Annotated in this window: 17 protein-coding genes; 3 read left to right on the forward strand and 14 right to left on the reverse strand. The window is 44.2% G+C overall.

Going from position 1 to position 18971, the window contains the following annotated elements:
- Window positions 1-80: 80 nt before the first annotated feature.
- From T325_RS05575 to T325_RS12340, 3 genes are all read right to left on the reverse strand, one after another.
- The gene (locus T325_RS05575) at window positions 81-1136 is read right to left on the reverse strand and encodes an alpha/beta hydrolase (protein WP_143058355.1); all 1056 of its coding nucleotides are present in this window, start codon (window positions 1134-1136) and stop codon (window positions 81-83) included.
- 531 nt (window positions 1137-1667) lie between these two features.
- Complete coding sequence (locus T325_RS05580) at window positions 1668-2423, reverse strand: ABC transporter permease (RefSeq protein WP_036911265.1); 756 nt, start codon at window positions 2421-2423, stop codon at window positions 1668-1670.
- A gap of 16 nt (window positions 2424-2439) precedes the next feature.
- A complete protein-coding gene (locus T325_RS12340) occupies window positions 2440-3030 on the reverse strand; it encodes an ATP-binding cassette domain-containing protein (protein WP_051949729.1) in 591 nt (196 codons plus the stop codon).
- A gap of 85 nt (window positions 3031-3115) precedes the next feature.
- On the opposite strand from T325_RS12340, the gene T325_RS05590 reads away from it, so the two are divergent.
- Genes T325_RS05590 through T325_RS05600 form a run of 3 tightly spaced genes read left to right on the forward strand, consistent with a single transcriptional unit; the run spans window position 3116 to window position 7189 of the window.
- A complete protein-coding gene (locus T325_RS05590; RefSeq protein WP_036911267.1) occupies window positions 3116-4090 on the forward strand; it encodes an agmatine deiminase family protein in 975 nt (324 codons plus the stop codon).
- Entirely contained in the window at window positions 4087-4971 is an 885-nt protein-coding gene (locus T325_RS05595; RefSeq protein WP_036911269.1) for a carbon-nitrogen hydrolase, read from the forward strand. Before T325_RS05590 ends, T325_RS05595 begins: the two co-directional genes overlap by 4 nt.
- A gap of 25 nt (window positions 4972-4996) precedes the next feature.
- Window positions 4997-7189 carry a glutamine synthetase III family protein gene (locus T325_RS05600; RefSeq protein ID WP_036911271.1) on the forward strand — a complete coding sequence of 731 codons (2193 nt, stop codon included), beginning with the start codon at window positions 4997-4999 and terminating at the stop codon, window positions 7187-7189.
- A 60-nt stretch (window positions 7190-7249) separates the two neighbouring features.
- On the opposite strand, the gene T325_RS05605 is transcribed toward T325_RS05600, so the two are convergent.
- From T325_RS05605 to T325_RS05655, 11 genes are all read right to left on the reverse strand, one after another.
- The gene (locus T325_RS05605; RefSeq protein WP_231622194.1) at window positions 7250-8371 is read right to left on the reverse strand and encodes an MraY family glycosyltransferase; all 1122 of its coding nucleotides are present in this window, start codon (window positions 8369-8371) and stop codon (window positions 7250-7252) included.
- Window positions 8359-9483, reverse strand: coding sequence for an MraY family glycosyltransferase (locus tag T325_RS05610; RefSeq protein ID WP_081911063.1), 1125 nt, complete (start codon window positions 9481-9483; stop codon window positions 8359-8361). The genes T325_RS05605 and T325_RS05610 overlap by 13 nt, the downstream gene beginning before the upstream one ends.
- Complete coding sequence (locus tag T325_RS05615; RefSeq protein ID WP_036911273.1) at window positions 9484-10242, reverse strand: glycosyltransferase family 2 protein; 759 nt, start codon at window positions 10240-10242, stop codon at window positions 9484-9486.
- Between the two features lie 16 nt (window positions 10243-10258).
- Complete coding sequence (locus tag T325_RS05620) at window positions 10259-10954, reverse strand: glycosyltransferase family 2 protein (RefSeq protein ID WP_036911275.1); 696 nt, start codon at window positions 10952-10954, stop codon at window positions 10259-10261.
- A 5-nt stretch (window positions 10955-10959) separates the two neighbouring features.
- Entirely contained in the window at window positions 10960-11661 is a 702-nt protein-coding gene (locus tag T325_RS05625; RefSeq protein ID WP_197051320.1) for a glycosyltransferase, read from the reverse strand.
- Window positions 11662-11722: 61 nt separating this feature from the next.
- The gene (locus T325_RS05630) at window positions 11723-12919 is read right to left on the reverse strand and encodes a hypothetical protein (RefSeq protein ID WP_103915155.1); all 1197 of its coding nucleotides are present in this window, start codon (window positions 12917-12919) and stop codon (window positions 11723-11725) included.
- Window positions 12897-13766, reverse strand: a complete 870-nt coding sequence (locus T325_RS05635; protein ID WP_081911064.1) for a glycosyltransferase family 2 protein — start codon at window positions 13764-13766, stop codon at window positions 12897-12899. Before T325_RS05635 ends, T325_RS05630 begins: the two co-directional genes overlap by 23 nt.
- Window positions 13767-13778: 12 nt before the next feature.
- The gene (locus T325_RS05640; protein WP_051949732.1) at window positions 13779-14762 is read right to left on the reverse strand and encodes a glycosyltransferase family 2 protein; all 984 of its coding nucleotides are present in this window, start codon (window positions 14760-14762) and stop codon (window positions 13779-13781) included.
- Window positions 14759-16255, reverse strand: coding sequence for a capsular polysaccharide export protein, LipB/KpsS family (locus T325_RS05645; protein WP_036911280.1), 1497 nt, complete (start codon window positions 16253-16255; stop codon window positions 14759-14761). Before T325_RS05645 ends, T325_RS05640 begins: the two co-directional genes overlap by 4 nt.
- 13 nt (window positions 16256-16268) lie before the next feature.
- Window positions 16269-17687 (reverse strand): lipopolysaccharide biosynthesis protein, encoded by a 1419-nt coding sequence (locus T325_RS05650; protein WP_081911065.1) that lies wholly within the window; start codon window positions 17685-17687, stop codon window positions 16269-16271.
- 2 nt (window positions 17688-17689) lie between these two features.
- Entirely contained in the window at window positions 17690-18970 is a 1281-nt protein-coding gene (locus tag T325_RS05655) for a DUF4910 domain-containing protein (protein ID WP_036911520.1), read from the reverse strand.
- Window position 18971: the final 1 nt, after the last annotated feature.

Below are 18971 nucleotides of genomic sequence, written 5' to 3' on the forward strand. Positions count from 1 at the left end.
CCCTGCCCCTGACAAGCCGTAAAGCTTACCATCAGAGCCAGCATCAATATTATGTTTCTTCTCTTTCGCATTGCCTGTTATCAGAAGTTCTTGCGGACGCCTTGCCATTCTGGGAACTTCAGCTTCAGATAGTCATCATCGAGGAAGAGAGCCGACTGACCAACAAGTCCCTTCAACTGCCAGTCGAGCCACTTCACGACAGCCTTGGCATAATTGCCGCCAAACTTCTCGTAGTAGGTGCCGCTGTGGCCGTCCTTCGAGTTAAGCATCACCACAGGTATGTTATCAGCTATACGCTCATAGTCTTTCTGGGCATTTGCATAAGCAATGTCGCCAGGACCACCAATCATATAGAACATGGGCTGATGCAGATTCTTCAGATTCTCCTTCGTAGAACCCATCATCTCCATATCGCCGATACCTGAGTTAAGCATCACGCAGGTCTTGATACGGGGGTCGTATGCCACGCCCAATACTTGAGCGCCACCACACGACTGGCCCATGGCAGCCACGCGCTGCAAATCGAGGCAATGATAGTACTCTGAGCCTTGAGCAGCATTCTGCTCTGTCAGCCAGTCGAGCACCTCAAGCAGCATTTTGGGATATGTGCGGAACTGTGGAACTGCGGGCTGCTGTTTCTTGGCTTTCTTGGCGGCCTTGGCAGCCAGCTCGCGCTGACGGGCCTGCTCCTCCTGACGGGCCTTCAACTCCTCAGGCGTCAGGGGCAGAATTTTCTCACCATTGGCCATCACCACCTCACCTTTTGTTTCAGGATAGGCCGACTTGAGCACGCCACGCCACTGGGCCATCACATCTTCCTCATCATAGGGACCGATAGCTGCAGCCACATAACCATAAGAGGCCACCTCGCTGAGCAACAGACGCATCTCGACGTTGTTATTGAAGCAGGCGCCGTTGGCATATACAATCACAGGCAGGGCACCCTGACGGGCCACCACATCCTTCAGGTTCTGGGGACGATAAACGGTGAAGCCTGGGCATGAAGCGTCGCCTACAACCTCAGACTTGAAAGGACCTGTACCGCCCTCTTCTACCACTTGCTTCTGAACGGTCTGAGCATCCATCAGCCCCACACTCATAGCGATCATCATCGCTGATAAAAAAAGTTTCTTCATTTTCGTAATATTTTAATTCAGTTTTTTTATTGGGTTTATAATTAATTCGTTTAGTTTGCAAAGTTACTAATAAGCAAACAAATATCCAAATAATATCTGTTTTTTTTGAGCAAGCTCCCACTTCGAGCGCAACTCGACATTTCCGAGCAGGATGATTCTCCGATGCGAAAACTCCAGACAAAGCAACGCTCATAACTCGCGCAAAAGTCAGAAAGCAATCAATCGGTCGCAAATACGCGAGTTTTGAGCTGTTTTGTATCTGCCTGAATACATGGTTGTTACAAAATATTGTCAGGATATCATACTGGGAAAACCCTTAAAATGCCCGATTTTCGACCTTTTTTCACCCTAAAAAGCCACAGCTTCAGACCGACTAAAGTGGGACTTTACTCCGAGCAAACCCCTACTTTACTTACTTGAAACTCCTACTTAGTCGTAATACAACTCCAAAACGCCCTAAAAAGCCTCCCAGTTTCTCTAGATTAAGAAAACTGGGAGGTAGTTTTTCTGACATATATTCTTTACAATCTGCTATAGGTTTTCGCTAAAAGACCACACTTTCTTATCTGTCAAGAGAATGGTAAGTCCCAAGACAAGCACGGAAGCTGAGATGCAACCTATCGTCATAAAGAGCATCATCGCGAAAGCGTTGACAGGAGTGAGACCGCCCAACAGCAGACCCACCAGCAGCAAAGGCATTGAGGCGAGAGCGAGCTGAGAGAGATTTACCATCGTGGGCTGAACAACAGCCAACAGAGCGCTACGCATAAAGGGCTGGAGAGCCTTAAAATGGGGAGTACCATTGCCACGTAGGAACTCGTAGTGCTCTTTATCTGTTTGGATGGCAGAGAGATAGGTGCTGAGTCCACGAACAAGCATCGAGACAGAGTGGCCCATCAGAAGCGACATCACGGGTACGAACCAACGGACATCAAAAGCTTTAACGGGCAGAACGACAGCTAACAGCCACATGCCTACCAGAAAAACGCCTAGGAACAAACCTAATGCCACAGCAGGCAGCATAGCCCTACCCTTCAGCTCACATCGTTTCAGCACGAGCCACGATCCTCCCAAAGCCATTGCCACAAGCCAAGCCATAGACAACCAGACGCTGTCGACCCTTATCAGCACCCACACCAGAAGGCAGAGCGCCAGCAACTGGGCTGCCATACGGCCAATAACCATCAGGAATCTGACAAGTTTCTTGGGCTCAAAAAAATAGAGCGCCCCAGCAGGAATCAGCAACAGCAGAAGGGCGAGAAAAGTATGTAATATCAATATCTTCATTATATTTATATAGGTCTTATAATCTTACAATCATATCTGCATATTCTATCATCTGAGGATGACGGCTTGCAACGAGCACCGTCTTGCCCATCGCTGCCTGCGCCTTTAGCAGTTGAATCATACGCATCGACAGTTCTGGCGTAAGAAGGGCCGTTGGTTCGTCAGCTATCACAATAGGCTTATTCTCTGCGTCTCTCAGCGTCTGTTCTGCCAGCAGCATGATTTCTTCTGCGCTAAGAGGTTTTGGAGCAATAGCTTTGTCTGCTGAAGGCAAGACGGCGTTCCAAACGGCATATTCGTCTGCGGTTTGTTCTTCAACAGGCTCAGATTCCGTGATAGCATGCGCCAGAAGCTGCATCTGCTGGGGCAGATAGACCATCATCTTGCGGAAGGCATGGGCAGACAAGACTGTCAACAGCTCACCATCGACGCTCACAAAGCCCTCTTTTACTGGCTGAAAGCCCATCAGCGCACGCAGCAACGTAGTCTTGCCAGAACCCTCAGGCCCTGTGACACAGGTCAGCTCGCCATCTTTGGCAATCAGCGAAAGCCGTTCCACCAGCACTCGCTCGCCCACTTCGATTGTGGCATCCTTAAATTCCAGCATGCTTAATATTTTCTGCAAAGATACACATTTTTCACTATTCACTATCTACTATTCACCAAAAAAGTTGTACCTTTGCACCAAATTAATGATAATGGACGTAAAAGCCGATACAAAGAAGTGGCGCTTACCAGCAGAATGGGAGCCTCAGTGGGGTGTGCAGCTTACTTGGCCGCACGCAGGAACAGACTGGGCTCCGATGCTCGAAGAGATAACAGCCACCTACAAGGAGATGGCCTGCGAGATTGAAAAACGCGAAGAACTGCTAATTGTCGGTGAACCATCTAACGACACTTGGGCTAGAGATCACGGGTTCATCACCCTCGTTGATGACGAAGGCCACGCCCGTCTGCTCGACTTCTGCTTTAACGGCTGGGGCGAGAAGTTCGCCGCTGAACTAGACAACGCCATCAATCGCAGACTTTATGACGAAGGAAAACTGAAAGGCGAATATGTGGACTGTCTCGACTTCGTGCTCGAAGGCGGTTCTATTGAGAGCGACGGCAAGGGCACGGTGTTCACCACTACGGGCTGTCTGCTGGCACCTCATCGCAACCAACCTCTTAGCAAAGAACAGATAGAAGAGCGATTGAAACGTGAACTCCACGCGAAACGCATACTCTGGATAGACTACGGCAACCTGACGGGCGACGACACCGACGGGCATATCGATACATTAGTACGCATCTGTCCAGAAGACACCTTATTATATATGGGGTGTGACGATCCTGACGACGAACAGTATGAGGACCTGAGACTGATGGAGGAACAACTGAAGACCTTCCGCACGCTTGAAGGCAAGCCATATCGTCTGATGAAACTGCCAATGCCCCGCCCTATCATCTTTGATGGCGAGAGACTGCCCGCCACGTATGCCAACTTCCTTGTAGTGAACGGAGCAGTGCTCTGTCCCACCTATGCACAGCCCGACCTCGATGCAGAGGCCCTTCGGGTGACTGGCCAGGCATTCCCTGACAGAGAGATTGTGGGCATCGATTGTAGAAGTATCATTAAGCAGCATGGCTCGCTCCATTGCTGCACCATGCAATACCCCAAAATATGAAAGAACTGAAGATTGGATTTCTACAGCAGCACAACACGGCTGACACGCAGAATAACATACTGCGTCTTGCAGAAGGAGTTAGCGACCTTGCCAAGCGAGGCGCCCAGTTGATTGTATTGCAGGAGCTGCACAACTCGCTCTACTTCTGTCAGACGGAGAGTGTTGACAATTTCGACTATGCAGAGCCCATCCCAGGCCCTTCAACCAAGCTCTTTGGCGAGATAGCCAAGCAGTTTGGGGTGGTTATCGTGACCTCGCTCTTCGAGAAACGGGCATCAGGGCTCTATCATAACACGGCTGTTGTCATTGAAAAAGACGGCTCGATAGCCGGCATTTATCGGAAGATGCACATTCCCGACGATCCAGCCTACTACGAGAAGTTCTACTTCACTCCTGGCGATTTGGGATTCCATCCTATACAGACCTCAGTTGGAAAACTGGGTGTACTTGTCTGTTGGGACCAGTGGTATCCGGAGGCAGCACGTCTGATGGCCCTACAGGGCGCCGACATGCTGATTTATCCTACAGCCATCGGCTATGAGTCGAGCGACACGCCCGAGGAACAGCAACGCCAGAGAATGGCTTGGCAGACAGTTCAGAGAGGACATGCCGTTGCTAACGGCCTGCCCGTCATTACCGTCAATCGTGTAGGCCATGAGCCCGATCCTTCTAGTCAGACAAACGGTATCCAGTTCTGGGGTACATCGTTCGTAGCAGGCCCTCAGGGCGAAATCATCTACGAAGCCTCTACCGATGAGGAAGAGAGTATCATCGTGGAGCTCGACCTCGACCACTCAGAACAAGTACGTCGCTGGTGGCCATTCCTCCGCGACCGCCGCATCGACAAATACAGCGACATCACCCGCCGTTTTATAGACTGAAATATTTAAGAACTAAATCATAATTATGAGCAATCAACTAAGATTCCAAGTTGTAGAAGAAGCTTTCAAAAAGAAGGCCCTTGAGGTGGCTACACCTTCTGAGCGCCCATCAGAATACTTCGGGAAATATGTATTCAACCGCCAGAAGATGTATAAATACCTGCCTGCTGATGTGTATAACAAGCTCATCGACGTTATAGACAATGGTGCCCGTCTAGACCGCAGTATTGCCGACGCCGTTGCTTTAGGTATGAAGCAGTGGGCACAGGAAATGGGAGTCACCCACTATACTCACTGGTTCCAGCCCTTAACGGAGGGAACGGCCGAAAAGCACGATGCCTTCGTGGAGCACGACGGAAAAGGCGGTATGGTAGAGAACTTCAGCGGAAAGTTGCTTGTTCAGCAAGAGCCCGATGCCTCATCATTCCCAAACGGCGGCATTCGTAATACCTTCGAGGCTAGAGGCTACTCTGCATGGGATCCGACATCGCCCGTATTCATTATCGACGACACACTCTGTATCCCAACGATTTTCATTTCATATACAGGCGAAGCACTCGATTATAAAGCCCCGCTTCTGCGTTCGCTCCACGCTGTAGGAAAGGCAGCGACCAACACTTGCAAGTATTTCTATGATGACGTCAAGAAGGTGCAGGTGAACCTAGGTTGGGAGCAAGAGTACTTCCTTGTTGACGAAGGTCTCTACTCTGCCCGTCCTGACCTAGTAATGACAGGTCGTACGCTAATGGGACACGAAAGCGCAAAGAACCAGCAGATGGACGACCACTACTTCGGCACAATACCTGATCGCGTACAGGCCTTTATGAAGGATCTGGAAATTCAGGCCTTGGAACTCGCCATCCCTTGTAAGACCAGACATAACGAGGTGGCTCCTAACCAATTTGAACTCGCACCAATTTTCGAAGAGTGTAATCTGGCCGTCGACCACAACATGCTGCTTATGTCGCTCATGAAACGTGTAGCCCGCAATCATGGTTTTCGCGTCTTGCTCCACGAAAAGCCCTTCGACGGCGTCAACGGCTCGGGTAAGCACAACAACTGGAGCCTATCTGCTGATAATGGTATCCTGCTCCATGCACCAGGCAAGACACCTGAAGAGAATCTGCGTTTCGTGACCTTCATCGTAGAAACCCTAATGGGTGTATATCGCCATAACGGACTGTTGAAAGCCTCCATCATGAGTGCAACCAATGCCCATCGTTTAGGGGGTAATGAAGCACCTCCATCCATCATCAGCAGTTTCCTTGGCAAACAGCTGACGGAGTTGCTTGACCACATCGAACTCTCAGACAAGGAAGAACTCTTTGCGCTGAAAGGCAAGCAGGGCATGGAAATCGATATTCCACAGATTCCTGATCTGATTATCGATAACACCGATCGCAACCGCACATCGCCTTTTGCATTTACTGGCAATCGATTTGAGTTCCGTGCTCCAGGGTCTTCAGCCAACTGCGCCTCAGCCATGATTGCTCTGAACTCTGCAATGGCAGAGGCCCTGAACTCTTTCAATAAGCGAGTTGACAAGCGTATCGCTAAAGGCGAGAATAAATTGTCAGCCATCGTTGACGTGCTTCGCGAAGACATTAAGACATGTAAGCCCATACGTTTCGACGGCAACGGCTACAGTGATGAATGGATAAGAGAAGCTGCCCGTCGTGGACTTGATGTAGAGAAGTCATGTCCCAAAATCTTTGAGCACTATCTCGATGACTCAAGCATCAAGATGTTTGAATCGACAAAGGTTATGAACCGCAAGGAGCTTGAGGCTCGCAATGAGGTAAAATGGGAGACATACGTGAAGACTGTACAGATTGAAGCTCGCGTCATGGGCGACATGTCGATGAATCATATTATCCCTGTATCTACTCATTACCAATCACAACTCATCAAGAACGTTCAGGGCATGAAAGACGTATTTCCAACTGATCAGGCTAATCGTCTCTCGGCACGTAACATGAAACTTATCCAGGAGATTGCTGAACGTACTGAACGCATTGAGCAACTTGTAGAGGATCTGACCGATGCTCGCCGAGTGGCTAACCGTATATACAACATACACGAGCGTGCTATCTCATACCACGATACGGTATGTCCGAAAATGGATGCTATCCGCTATGAAATCGATCATCTAGAGATGATTGTAGAAGACGGACTCTGGTCACTCCCCAAATACCGTGAACTACTCTTCATCAGATAATAAGAAATCCCGCTCCAAAAGAGCGGGATTTCTTATTTTACTAGAATACTGTAGGTAATCCTATTCATATATCTTTCGATGGTTCTTATGAATGAAATAGTTAATCGTATAATCGAAAATTAACCATACACCTAAGTCAATCAGAAATATCCATGTACTTCCCAGGTGTAACCATACACCCAACATCGTCACAAGAACAATGAGCAGAGATGTCATAATGAGCACAGCCATGACCCAACGGGCACTTAATCCTGTACGAAGTAGTTTATGATGTATATGATTCTTGTCTGGCAAGAACGGATTATGGTGATTCTTCATTCTTGCAATAACCACCCTTACTATATCAAACATAGGAAGAAGCATCGTTGAAAGACCGATAATCAAGATATCACGAGGGAACGCTTTGCCCGACTCACTTGCCATTGAGATCAGAAGGAAACTAACAAGATAGCCTAAAGTCAAGCTACCTGTATCACCCATAAATATCTTATGTCCTTTTTGTATGTTACCATAGACATTATAGACCCAGAAAGGCAACAGGATTCCCAACATACCAAAAGCAAACAGGATGAAAAGACATTGACCTGTTACCGCAGCCGCCAAACCAAACGTACTAAGGGATATCGCACAGATGCCTGCAGCCAAGCCATCAATACCATCAATCAAATTGATAGCGTTAGTAACATAAACAACTGCGAATACCGTTAACAAAATACCTATGCATGCTGGTATCTCATTTATCCAGAAAAGTCCAGCCAAATCGTGAATCCATACACCTGACAGAGGAAAGAGCAAAGCACATACAATCTGAACTAGGAACTTTGCTTTATACGTGACACCTATCAGATCATCAACAACACCCACAAGGAAGAGCATCATCATGCCAACAAAGAGCAAGACAAAACGAATGAATACGATATCGAGATGTACTATTTTATAAGGAATGCCTAGCATCACCCAACAACCAACTATCAAGCAGACACATATTAGGAGAATAGGAAGAAAAGTAATGCCTCCCAAACGTGGAACAGGCGTATCATGCATTTTGCGAAAGTCTGGGATATCAAATAACCGTTTACGGTGACTCAATATCAATACTCTTGGGATAAACAGCCATCCCAATACAGCCGACAGCAACAAAGGTGCTGCCACCGACAACAATGTCATCATCATATCATCCATTCCTGCTCTACCCAACTATCACGATTTTTATTCTTAAAATAACTAATCACCACTTGCAGCACAAGCCAGCAAGCTACGTTTCCTACCAACAACAAGGACAGGTTCCAGTCAAGCCATACACCTACAACATTCAACACGATAAAGAATGCCGATACCAGCAGAATGGTGATAAGGACATTAAACGGTCCCATTCCTCCCATCATCAGACGATGATGAATATGATTGTTGTCACGAGAAAATACACTACGATGATTTACCGTACGCATTACAGCAACGCGTAATACATCAAACATTGGAATCAGCAAAGTGCCAAAACACACCATAATTATACCTTCAGGCAGGGTATAACCGCCTTGACGACTTAGTGCTATCACGACAAAACTCAGCATGTAGCCAATGGTCAGGCCACCAGTATCACCCAAATAGATGTTACGCCAACCGATACGCCAACCCATCACGTTACGGAAAAAGAATGGGAATAGCATACCTACCATTGCTGAACAAATCATTAACAAAAATGGCATATCTGCAATCAGTGACAACGCGCCCAATACAGAAAAGGCTATCATAGCCATACCAGATGCTAGACCATCGACATCATCCAACATCGGAATTGCATTAGTAATAAACATCACCGTCATCACCGTTCCAAATAGGCCTATCCAATAGGGAAGTTCATATATACCCAATAAACCATGCAAATCATCTAACCACAATCCCGATAATGGTATCAGCAATGCAGCCAAGAACTCAATAACCAACTTAGACACTAATGATACCCCTATAAGGTCATCCATCACACCCAACAGATACATAGTTGTGAGCCCTGCTATAGCAAAAGTAAACTGTACAAATGTGTCTTCATCTTCGCCAGATAACAATGTACGCCAATCGAACATCAAACACGATACAGCCGCCAAGCCAACACTAACAACCAAAATAGGGAATAGCGACACACCACCTAAACGGGGTACATTTCGATGCCCTTTATCTGTATAGCGAGGGGGGAGGTTCAAATCCTTTTTCACACTAACCACCAAAATACGCGGTATGATATACATTGCTAAACCAATAGATAGTAGCAATGGAACAAAAAGTGATAGATATAACATTTAGTTCTTGATAAATTCGTGAAGTTTATATATATAACGAAGACTCAGTAGGAAGATGTTGGAGTGAACACCATGTGCGCGCAATGCGCGCAGATGTTCTTGCATAATCTTTTTACGACTACTAATACCCGCAGTTGAGACTCCTCCCGTACGCATGGTAACAAAGTCTTTCTTGATATATTTTATTTTGATACGATGGATGAATATCAGTCTTAGCAGATTCTCAAAATCCGCAGCAATACTATATGAAGTGTCAAAACACCCATACTTCTCATAAATAGACTTACTACAATAGAAAGAAGGGTGAGCTGGCATCAATCCAAAACGCATAAGAGGGCGACGAAAGACAGATGATGAATAGTAACGAACACACTTTGTCACATCGTCGCTCTTCACATAATGGATATCAGCATAAACTGCATCCTGTTCTCCCAACAAAAAATTTCCCGCAATGGTTTGAAGTACATCTACAGAGGTATAGAAATCATCAGAATTCAGAATGCCAATAATGTCACCTGTTGCCATAGAAAAGCCTTTGTTCATCGCATCATAAATGCCACGATCCGGTTCACTGACATATTTCATTTTTCCTTCAAACCTAGGCTCATATTCTTTTATGATATCTAATGTACCATCAGTCGAGGCGCCATCAACCACAATATATTCATAACCTTGCCATGTCTGGCGAAGGATACTCTCCATTGTGTCTCTTAAAGTAGCCTCACTATTATAAGTAGCTGTTATTATTGATATTTTCATAAATAAGGTGTCTTAACTATATATGTATCAAATCGCAGATTATATGCCATCTGAAGTCCAATTTCTGCCAAAAGGAATAAGGACTCGAGGCAGAGGCTGTAGAGGCATTATCGCCATGACGGTTATAATGCATCAATTTATCAGGGATAAAACAAACCGAATATTTGAATGCAGCCACATTACCAATCCATATATCGTGCATAGGAATATCAGCAGGAAACGGTAGAGAAGCTTCCAGAACATTTCTACGAAAAGCCATACAACAGCCAAGATAACCGTTTTTAAGCAGCAGATTATACCATTTCCCAGAACGGGTACGATTTACTGTATAGAAAGAATTACAGATAACATTATCATCAGCATCTACTATCATATTATCACTAACCACGCAATCATATTTCTGCAGATAGTTCATGGTAACAGCCACCTTTTCCGGCATCCAAACATCATCTTGATCTGCTAGGAAAATATACTCACCCTTTGCCTGTTCCAAAGCTCTCTCAAAATTCCAAATTGGAGAATGCCGATGAGCACCCTCAACCACCCGAAGTCGAGAATCATTTAAACGCTTCAAGATTGCCAAAGTGTTGTCTGTAGAGCCGTCATCAGCGATTACAATCTCATCCTCTGAACCTAACTGGTTCAAGATAGAAATTATTTGGCGTTCAATAAAGCGTTCACCATTATAAGTAGCAATGCATACTGATATCATTGATATTATTTTATCAAATATTTAATAAACATAAAACTCTTGGTGCGAACTGTCAAAGCCAAAGTATGTCTTAGCACCTCCACGTCCACCATTTTTTTTATATGGTGGTTCTTACGAGCAGCACGTGCACCCTCGATATAAAACTGATACCTCCTGAACAACTTGCCAGTCTCCGTCTCATCATTTGAAAAGGACTGATGAGCGACACTTCCTACCCTATAAAAGGAATCTGACACAAGCCCCAATCTGGAGAAAAAATCAAAATCTGCAAAATCAAGCCGAATGTCCGCATTATAACCTCCAACCTGTTCAAATGCCGATAACCGTATACAAGCACCACTGTTGACTGGCAGGTAGTCATCTAATTTGTAGACACCTTCCGGAAGTTTCTCCCAGCGTTTCCAACGGAATCCCCGACGAATCGGAGAAAAGGGCAGACTGCAAGCATAAAGAATCTGAGGAACAAACAGACTGATATCCGAATGGGCACTCAAAGCCATCTGTAATATGCTAATATAATCTGCTTCAAACTTCGTATCCTCATCTAACAATAACACTGCATCAATATCGCTCAAGTGTTTGGCGATCGATGCTCCATAGTTATAGGCAGCAGACACGCCTCCGTTTTGAGAATCGTGATAATAGCAGACCACATCACTCTCATAGCACTTATTCTGAGGTATTGGAGAATTCTCGTATAGCAACACTCTCAGTTTGGGGTAATGACTTAAGAGCGTACGATATACATTCGACTCATGAAAGTCAACATTATACAGAACTACTATCGGAAAGATATTCATCTTGTGAGAGTCTACAACAAATAACTAATGCCAATATAACCACCGTCATTCCTATGGGATTATTGACATACGAGTTAAAACATGACTGGAGGTATATCATAAGTGTTGCGGTCACCCAGAAATCAACCGTTTCCTTGAATCTAGCAGGAACAGACTTAGCCAACGAAAGAATCATGACCAACAGCGATCCCCAAAAAGCCAGGCCAAGAATTCCCTGCTTATGGAATATCTCCATATAAGCCACCTCCATGTGAACAGAACGCTCGTCTACACCATGACCAAAACCGTGACCAATAAATATAGACCATGGCGTCACTTCATCCATAACCTGATGGAAGGTCACAATACGGGTCACGTCTGATTCTTCACGATTCTCCTGAAACATTTCCAAGAAAGAGAACAGGTCCATAACCTCAGCCACCTCGTATAACAAGAACAAAATCAATATTCCTGCTACAATTTTAGTCATATCTATATGATGAGTCTTGAGATAATATACTAACATTCCGAATGCCAATAGTACATAGAAGCCGCGTACATAGGTTAAGACGATTGCCAGAATCGTCAACGCCATCCAGATGTATTTTTTCTCTTTATAGAAACCCACTGCTGCTATCGGAAGAAATATGAATCCTTTATAGAAAATGGCACATCCAATTCCACGAAAAGAGAAAGAGTCATTCTGCAGAGTAATATATGCCACCTCATAGCTGACGATCCCCGTCACATCTGTCAGAAACAGATAGAACAGATAGAATATCGTCATAATTTTGCCAGCCAAAAGAAGTAGTTTGAATGCCCTATTCATCATCTTCTCGGTGGATAACACATAATAATAGAACAGAATTATATAGAAATATATTAGAGGTTTGATATCATCCATAATGGCCTCGTTCTCAGAGCCCATCATTAAAGCCCAGAAAAACGAGAAGACTAATACACCCGTAAACAATAGTAAAGACCAAAGAATGGCCTTGGGGAAATCATCTGACCTAATAACGAAGAATATACTGATTGTTACAGCAATCAGATAGTTTACCATTCTCATGGTCAAAAAGCCCGCCACTGGCAACAACTGTCCACTACCCATCAGGAAGAGTTCCATCAGGACAATGTAACAAAACACACGCAGATATCTATTATCAGTTATTTGCTTTTCTTCCATTTCTCTTTATGAAACCAATAAGATAATAGCACCAACGCATATTCAGAATTGGTGACAGCATCTTGCCAATCTTATATTCTTTACTGTTTAAGAGCGTCTGATACTCGTCGCTCTCTACAGGATTAAAAAAATAATTCGCATAAATATCCTTATGATTCTCCCAAATCTGCTGGCGAATACGAGCATACGCCTTGAATGAGTTGCGGTTTCTTGATTCATACTTCATTCTATAGAAGAAAAGATATTCATCAATACGGTGAACAATATCCTCCTCTTTCAAGAACGACAACCAGAAATCCCAATCCTCCAGTCCCTTAACCATCTTAGGGTTATAACCCATTGTTTTATCAAAGTCTCTTTTGCGGAATAAAGCCGTGCAAACTAAGACGTTTCGGCAAATCATACGCCGATAGTCGTACTCTGGCAATTCGTAGTTTGTGTTTTTTGCACCAAAAAGTCGGGTATTTGTACACACGACTTTTACCTCTGGATGCTGTTCTATATATCCAACCGTTTTTTCAAGATAGGTTTCCGCGATTTTATCATCTGCATCCAAAGGCAGGATATATTTACCACGACTCTGTCGGATAGCCGTATTACGAGCCACGCTTACACCTTCATTAAACTTATCAATATAATAGAATCGCGGATCATCCTCGCAGAATCCTTTCATCTTTACCAAGGAATCATCGGTAGAACCATCGTTAACTACAATACACTCAAAGTTTGAAAATGTCTGTTTACTGACACTTTCCAAAGTCTCCAGAATAAAACGTCCTTGATTAAAGCAAGGAACGATAACGGACACTAACGGTTTTTTGTTATTCTTACTTACTGGTTTACTCACAGACTAAATGACTCAGAGAAAATGAAATAATAATTTAAGATAAGGTATTGCCAAAGGCACGGGCACCAACAAGTGCAGATCACGAAGTTGCTTACGTATGTCCATACCATCCATCATAAAGCTCTGCCCCCACGACGTTTTCATCATTTGACGCTGCTCTGAGTAAAAGCTATGCAACAGTTCTGGAGCCTCTTTGTGAATTGAGTCCAATGTAATTATCTGAAAATTATGAATGAGGTTATGGACATCCTTACTGTTCTGCAACTGATGTAATACGGCGAAATTGCACATCTCTTTCAGTATGACATTAATGCAATGGCATCGACGCTCATGATTACGCTTCACAGTGATACTCCCCTCACGTATCTTATAAATATATGTCTCATAACCAACTGCATACAACGACTGTGCAAGACAGGCTATCTGAAAGCTCCACAATTCGTCTTCATGGATAATACCCTCACGGAAACGAAGGTTATGATGGTTCAAGAACTCAACCCTATACAACTTGTTTACTGAAAGCATATACCATTCCATTTTGCGATAGGCATTCAACACATCATTACCATAAAGCACGGTTCTATTCTTCAACAATAGGGGAGCCTTTGGCATATCAGAACCTGTAATTTTATAATCGCCGATAATCAGGTCATATGTATTCTCCTTCAATGGACCTACAAGCATACTGATACAGTCGGGTGTTATTTCATCATCACTGTCCAGAAAATAAACATAATCACCCGTCGCAGCATCGATGCCTGTGTTACGAGCCGCCGATAGTCCACGGTTCTTATCATGACGGACAATTCTGAAACTTACAGGTCCCTGATAACCATGCAACTTGTTTTCTGCTACTTGCATGCTGTTATCAGTTCCGCAATCATCAACCAAAATACACTCAAGATTGCCTTTCCATGTCTGGTTCATGACACTGTCAATACACTCCTCGATATAAGGAGCCACATTATATATAGGAATAACTATCGATACTTTCATCGTTTAGGCCAAGGAAAATTCAACAATCCGTTATTAAACTTCGTACCCAATATGCAATAATAGAAGTAATACAACTGAAAAAGCCAATCCGAATGATGGATTTTAAAATACGACGTAGAAAAGAAGTCCCATCGCATATGCCGGTATCTCACATCAATATCAATATTACTCTCATCGACCGAATATTTGCGATCAAGTACGAAGTAGGCATATTTAAGCGCCCCCAAACGCTCCTTAGCAGGAAGATCGGTATTGATGGCTGATACTAACTCATCACGGTTCTTCATGTGATAACATGCCCCTGTCATCTCATAGAAAGAACGTCCTACAAGAATTGACGGTTTTCCCCAATAGCTGGCCTCTACTCCTGTAGAAGAACCGAAGGTTATCACTTTGTCACACGCATCCATCAGCGCATAAGAGCTTACCTTACTATCTGGTGGGATGATGGTGATATTGGGGTGCTTCGACAAATTATAGAGATCCGTATGAGCCTTGTGGGTGACCCCTTTCAGATTCGGGTGTATTCTCAAATAAAAATGTATAGATGGCTTTGCATGCTCAAGCATAAATTCGATAGCTTCATACTGAGAAGTGAACAAATTTCCTTTTTGCCACTCATCGCCTAATGCCGCTATCTCGTCTTGCGAAGAGTTGTAAATAGCGATATTAGTCAATGATACATCAAAGCCCTCTGGCAACAAGTCCTTCTGCTGATCCTTTGTATAGACCCGCGTGTCAAAAACAAGAATTCCATTGCGCCGTTTCTCATAGAATGTCGAGGCTTTACGGGTCTTCTCTTCTAATGATTCTGGTGAGTTTTTCCACAAGTCCTCCACCATTCTGCCATAGAGTTCAATGTTCAACGGCCATTCACCTACGAACCTTATCTTCTTGTATGGCTCAATATGTCCGCCAACACCTTCAAGAGAGACGAATTTTATACCCATAACCTTGGCAATGTCGTAGAACAGGCGATTCTCAAAGAGTCGACCATTATATATCAACACTTGATCGGGCTTTAACTCCGTTAACAGCTGATATACATAATCCACAAAATCACAGAGGTTATTAATCAAGGGAAGCGCCCACCTGATAAACCCCTCCCAGTTGGCCATATCCAGATCGCGAGTGATGTCATAATACATCGAAAGCACAGAACTACCGATTTCTACGCCTCGATATTTAAACACCCTAATAGACTCTGATTCTCCAAAATCCAGAGATCTGTCCTGATGTGCCATATCCTCATAATGAATGGGCATCATGTTCACGCCATTACCATACTTCTTCTTATATTGGTCATACATATAATGGCAGAACTTACAGATGCTGCGATGGCCACTCAAATTCATAAAGCAAGCAGACAATGCGCAATGGCAATAGCCCAGATAGACTGTATCGCCTTCTTTTTTACTCGTCAGGATATCATCAAGAATGATACCTGCATGAGGAGCCTCCAACGAACAAGAACTATAATAAAACTTCTTCATCTAAATATTTAAATCATACCAACTCGTTCAGCTTATACCGACGATAGAAAAAAGAAAGCACTCCAAACATTACGATAGTCAGAACCACTTTCTGCCAAATAGTCACATACATCAGTGTATTAGCTAATACAAGATCAATAATCATCATGAACAGAACAGCAAAAATCAACCTGCGATCACCAAGCCATTCTTTCACACTTTTTTTATAACTCTTCACAAAGAAAGGAATCATCAGCTGACTCCAATATGAAATAATCGTAGAATAAATAGCTACCCGATATCCCCATACGGGAATAAATGCCGCACACAAAACCAGATTCAGGACACCAGGAATAAATACCAGCCACAGCAACTGTATCGTATTTTTCTCAATAAACACAGGTGTACTCATAAACACATAGAACGAGAACACCACGTTAGCAAAACAAAGCAAACTGGCTATATGACACGACTGGGCCAGACTGGCGTTTCTAATCAGCAACGCATATATCTCGGGCATCCATACACAAATGCAGAATGTAGTAATCAGCGCCACTACCTGACATAGGAAATACAATTTACGATATGATGCAAAGTTCGAACTGCGATAGGCTGTCTGCATCTGAGGCACTAGTGCCGTCACCAGCGCAGAAGTAATCACTACGGCATAATCGCCCATGGTACTACCATGACTAAACAGTCCTATGTCATCATACGAGATGTTATACTGGCTCATCACGATACGGGCAGAACTTGTGAGAAGCACAAAGCCCAATGTGTGTGGCACCAACGGAAGAGCAATCTTCAGCATCTCTTTCACACGTTTTTTGTTCCTGTCAAGAATCGGACGGATGTCAAAATCGACCCATACGAACTTCACGAAGACCGTAAACGTGAAGATGACCGAAACGGTTCCTGCTGCAACAAGGCCCCAATACCCCAGACGGAGATAGTAAATCATCACAAAAGAGACTAACATCCCCATCACAGATCCCAACAGATTTGTAAAGACCAATGGCTTTGGATTCTCCCTTAATGGGAACAGATGCTGCGCTAAAAGTCCATTTGCCAGCAAAAAAATAGGCATTGATCCCATCAGACATAACACCAACTTACCCAATGAGACATTCATAGGTAGAGTGAACATCAGGATGCCCATGTTTAGCAAGCCAAACAAGCATGACGACAATAGGATAAGCATCAACACCCTACCCCAAACAAAATTGTAATGGTTGGGATACTCGTAATAGCTATTTGTCAAATGCACATGCAGACCTAATGGGGCTATAGACACAAACAGGCTTGTATATGATCCCATTACGCCATTAATACCATAATCATACGTTGTCAGAAACGGAGTCGTCAATGGAAGTATGACTATGCTCAGTAACATGGTCAACTTAGGTACTACACCGTAGTATATTGCGTTTGTAACAATCTTCTTTGTCGACATTCCTATTTGACTGATAATAATTGATGTGCCATCAACTTGTCTTTAATCGGGATAAGTTCATCAATGGGTATATTGAGAATATTGCTTATTCCAATCAAATCGTTTTTACCATCAGCGTATGCAATGAAATGCTGCATAACGCGTGCAGCATCATAAGTACCCTTCTGACTCACAGTGGGATACAAACCACGTTTACCCAACTGAGGCTCACACTTACACGTCATCTGGTAGTAATAGTTGTTCTCCAAGGCATTAATAACCTTCACCATCACCTCATAAGCTCCCTGCAGTCCCTTCGGACTAATCAGGTCCATATTATCCGCAGAAGTATGGTACTCAGGATATTCATGATACTTGCTGCGACAGAATGCACAAACTGGCAAATCAACGCCAGCAGAGCCATATTGTCGCTCATCTGAAGCACGCTTCATGAATGTATAGCGGATATAGTTGGGATAGTGAAACTTCAGTACGTTCTCCAACACGCGATCGGTCAGCGTATTTTCATACTTGGTCGATACGTAAGAATAGGTGCGGTCGTCCCCCACGCAACTCAACACGAAGCCGGCCTTCACATGCCGCTGCATCATGTCCAGATTCCTACTCAAGTATGTGATTGAACCTATGGTCTCCGGAATAAACACGAAACGATAAGTATAGCGGTGCGATGGCAAACTTTGCAGATACTTGATTAGCGCTGTCTGCACACAAGGGCCCGAGAGTTCATTATTCGCCATTGAGGGATGGCAGAGGTAGGTAGAGAAGAAAATCTCATCCTCGGTCTCTCCTGACAGAATAAGTTCGCCATACGTCAGGCTCCCCTCTTTCAAGGTGCTATCGATACATACTTCGTACTCGTCATCGTTGAGTGTCTGCTTCTGACGCTCTGACATGCAGAAGCCCCACCTCTCTTTATAATATGATGTGACATAAGGAATCCAATCGGGCTGATCGGGCTGTGTATAAACATGCTCCAATAGTTCCTCGCGACTCACCATCCGATGAATGGGAACAGAGTAGCCTAACACATGCAGGTTACAATCTTTGAAGTCAACGATTGTTTCACCACGTTTATTCTTAATCCATCCACCATTGATATTCCACTCCTTGGGCACTGTCCAATCGAATACTTGTGTCCCCGAGGGCACTTCAAACACTTGTATCTCAGGCACCACTTCACGAATCATCTCCAACGACTGACGAAAGCCATTGCCTGTGATACTGCGACAGATAGGGAAAAGTTTCCCCGCCAAATCGTAAATTGCTTGTCCTACGTTTTTCACT

Source organism: Prevotella sp. FD3004 (genome assembly GCF_000746155.1).
GTDB lineage: Bacteria > Bacteroidota > Bacteroidia > Bacteroidales > Bacteroidaceae > Prevotella.